Consider the following 2,846-nt stretch of genomic DNA (forward strand, 5'->3'; position numbering starts at 1 on the left):
AAGCAAGGTATTATATATCTGATTGATCGTCACAGCACACCTCCTGAAGGGATTTTCCTGTATTATCCCTTTTATGTGCTGTGACTTTCAACCTCTACCTCATCTCCAAAACTGTCAGGTAGCTAGAGCGGCGGACAGTAGCTTTAAAAATCTCCGCTACACTCAGCGATAATATGAGCGATGTTATTTTAAGGATACCAGGGATGGAACCCTTTTTCAACCCCTTTCGATCTTCGGATATGAGGTTAACTTGATACTTCGGGCCTATCGTCCTATAATTAAGCTCAGCAGGTATGCAAAACGGAGGTAAAGGCATGTATCGCCGTCTGATCTTGATCCTGTCGCTTTTGATCCTGACGACGTTTTTAGGATGCGCGAGGGAGAAATGGCCGAAGACGTGGACTCTCGTTCAAACCGGGGTGAAGTTCCACCTATACGGGGTCAGCTCTCCTGACGGAAGACATGTTTGGGCCGTGGGGTCACAGGGTGCTGTGATCTACAGCTATGACGGGGGCGAAACATGGGCCGTTCAACGTTCGGGGGAAGACCCCGCCACCATTTTTAACTCAGTCTTTTTCCTCAACTCCAAACATGGATGGGCGGTCGGTTCAAACGGCAGGGTGATCTACACCGATAATGGCGGTAAAAGGTGGGTTGAAGAGCCCAGTGGCTTGGGTCAAGGCCTGTTGGATGTGATCGCCCTTAAAGGAGGCTGTTGGGCTGTGGGAGGATTTGGCAACATCATCTTCTCCCGCGATAGCGGCAGAACCTGGACCAAGCAGGAAACGCCTGAAGGGGAACACCTCTGGGGCGTTTGGTTCACGGATGAAAAACGAGGATGCGCCGTCGGAGAAAAGGGAACGATAATGATCACACGTGATGGCGGTGTGACGTGGAAACTCGCCCCCTCCCCAACCCGCGAGCCTCTCTTCGCCGTTCATTTCCCAACACCTCAAGATGGATGGGCGGTCGGAGCAAACGGGGTCATAATTCACACATCCAACGGCGGGATAAGATGGAAGCTTCAACCCGCGCCCGTGGCAGGGCATCTCCGCGGCGTCTTCTTCATCGATTCAAAACGTGGCTGGGCGATCGGATCTGAAGGACTGATAATCAGGACTGAGGACGGTGGGAAAAACTGGGTTAGGGAGAACTCGCCGGTCGATAAACCTCTCCTGGACATCTTCTTCAAAGGCAATCGGGGATGGATCGTAGGGGCAGATGGAACAGCGCTGAGGATCGAGGTGAAATGACCCTCGGAGTGCAGCGAAAACCTTAAAGCTAACGTCCGTCGTCCACCGTTCCCTCGCTACAGACGGTGGACGACGGACGATCGAGCTTAGGAAAGCCTCTTGATCTTGATGTTTCTGAACCACACCTTTCCGCCGTGATCCTGCAACCCGATATGTCCCTTTTTGGGCAGGTCTTTCCACGCGTATTTGAACTTGTTTTTCGTCCCGTCAGGGTTCATCCCGGGGGTATCCCAATCATCTATGTTCACGTCGATTATCCTCTCGCCGTTCATGTCTATTGTGATATACGGCCCCTTACAGGTTATCACGACGTGATTCCACTCTCCTGCGGGTTTACAGGCGCTTTTTCGAGGCGGCACCATATCGTAGAGGGCACCACAGTCATGTTTGCCAGGCGGTTCCTTGCCGTAGGTATCCAGTATCTGCATCTCCAATCCCGTGTGGACGGGATCGGATAGGTCGGACCATCTGAAGAATACTCCGCTATTGACGCCGGGATCGATTTTGAAGTCTATCTTCAGGATGAAGTCGTCGAACTCGTCCAGGGTATAGAGATACCCCCCGCCTTGAACGGTGCAGAGGATGGCTCCTTCGCTTTCATCCACAGCCCATCCTTCAGCTCGACCGGTCGGAGCCCATCCATCGAGCGTCCTCCCATCGAAGAGCTCCTCCCAGCCTTCAGCCTTCTCCTCAGGCGTGAGCATCATTTCACCTCCCATCTCAAATTCGCTTATATTATCGCCGAGTGTGGGGAGATTTGCAAGTGAGGACGCGGGATTTACCTCTATTTGATAATAACCATGCGTTTCATGTATGAGATCCTCCCCAGCTTCAGTTGGTGTAAGTATATGCCGCTAGCAACCGGTCCTCCCGTTTCGTCCCTGCCGTTCCAGTAGACAGCTCTATCCTTACGCAGGTAGAAACCCGCTGGCAGTTTACCCAGATCGATCCGCCGAATCAGCCTGCCGTGCACGTTATAGATATGAACTGCGACCTCCTGAGGAGATGAGAGCTGGAAGGATATCCATGTCCCAGGGTTGAACGGATTGGGGTAATTCTGATGTAGCTCGGTTTTCACAGGAATAACCCGCATTGGAGGCAGGTGATGTGATGATCCGGATATACGATCTCTCCGGCGGATTGATCCGCACGTTCGATCTGGGACATAAGGAGCCTGGGTTCTATGTGGGACGCGGCAGAGCCGTTTACTGGGACGGGCGCAACGACGCCGGTGAAAGGGTATCGAGCGGGGTATATGTGGTGGAACTGCGCTCCGGCGATTTCAGGGCGACGAGGAGGATGATGCTAGTGAAATAGGAGGAGACGGGGAACGGGAAACAGGAGGCAGGCTTAGTCCTTCTCCTGCCTCCTGATCTCAGCCAGGATGCTAAAACATCACCTTCCTGCTTGCACCAAATGTTGATACATGGTAGAATCTAAGGTGCTATAAGGCCCATTTTCAAGATCCTAAAGGTGATGGAGGATGAGAGCCTTCACCGTGAAGGAGTTTCATGACTTTATAGAGATTCTGGAGGAGAGGCCGGAGTGGAGGGAGGAGCTGAGGCGGCTGGTACTGACAGATGAGCTGCTGAA

4 protein-coding genes are annotated in these 2,846 nt (G+C 52.7%); 2 read left to right on the forward strand and 2 right to left on the reverse strand.

Annotation, left to right across the window (positions count from 1 at the left end; genetic code table 11):
- Window positions 1–314: 314 nt before the first annotated feature.
- Window positions 315–1,253, forward strand: a complete 939-nt coding sequence (locus tag J7M22_11925) for a hypothetical protein (GenBank protein ID MCD6507314.1) — start codon at window positions 315–317, stop codon at window positions 1,251–1,253.
- Window positions 1,254–1,339: 86 nt separating this feature from the next.
- Here J7M22_11925 and J7M22_11930 read toward each other — a convergent pair whose 3' ends face one another.
- Together J7M22_11930 and J7M22_11935 are read right to left on the reverse strand one after the other, a co-directional pair.
- Window positions 1,340–1,957: a DUF1080 domain-containing protein gene (locus tag J7M22_11930; GenBank protein MCD6507315.1), complete on the reverse strand. Its 618-nt coding sequence runs from the start codon at window positions 1,955–1,957 to the stop codon at window positions 1,340–1,342.
- An 80-nt stretch (window positions 1,958–2,037) separates the two neighbouring features.
- Window positions 2,038–2,331 carry a T9SS type A sorting domain-containing protein gene (locus tag J7M22_11935; protein ID MCD6507316.1) on the reverse strand — a complete coding sequence of 98 codons (294 nt, stop codon included), beginning with the start codon at window positions 2,329–2,331 and terminating at the stop codon, window positions 2,038–2,040.
- A gap of 32 nt (window positions 2,332–2,363) precedes the next feature.
- On the opposite strand from J7M22_11935, the gene J7M22_11940 reads away from it, so the two are divergent.
- On the forward strand, window positions 2,364–2,570 hold the full coding sequence (locus J7M22_11940) for a hypothetical protein (GenBank protein ID MCD6507317.1): 207 nt from the start codon (window positions 2,364–2,366) through the stop codon (window positions 2,568–2,570).
- Window positions 2,571–2,846: the final 276 nt, after the last annotated feature.

Source organism: Candidatus Poribacteria bacterium, from assembly GCA_021162805.1.
Classification (GTDB): domain Bacteria; phylum Poribacteria; class WGA-4E; order B28-G17; family B28-G17; genus JAGGXZ01.

Excerpts from the sequence above, each read along its gene's own strand:
- J7M22_11925 (MCD6507314.1), top strand. The coding sequence starts at position 315 with ATGTATCGCCGTCTGATCTTGATCCTGTCGCTTTTGATCCTGACGACG.
- J7M22_11930 (MCD6507315.1), bottom strand. The coding sequence starts at position 1,957 with ATGCTCACGCCTGAGGAGAAGGCTGAAGGCTGGGAGGAGCTCTTCGAT.
- J7M22_11940 (MCD6507317.1), top strand. The coding sequence starts at position 2,364 with ATGATCCGGATATACGATCTCTCCGGCGGATTGATCCGCACGTTCGAT.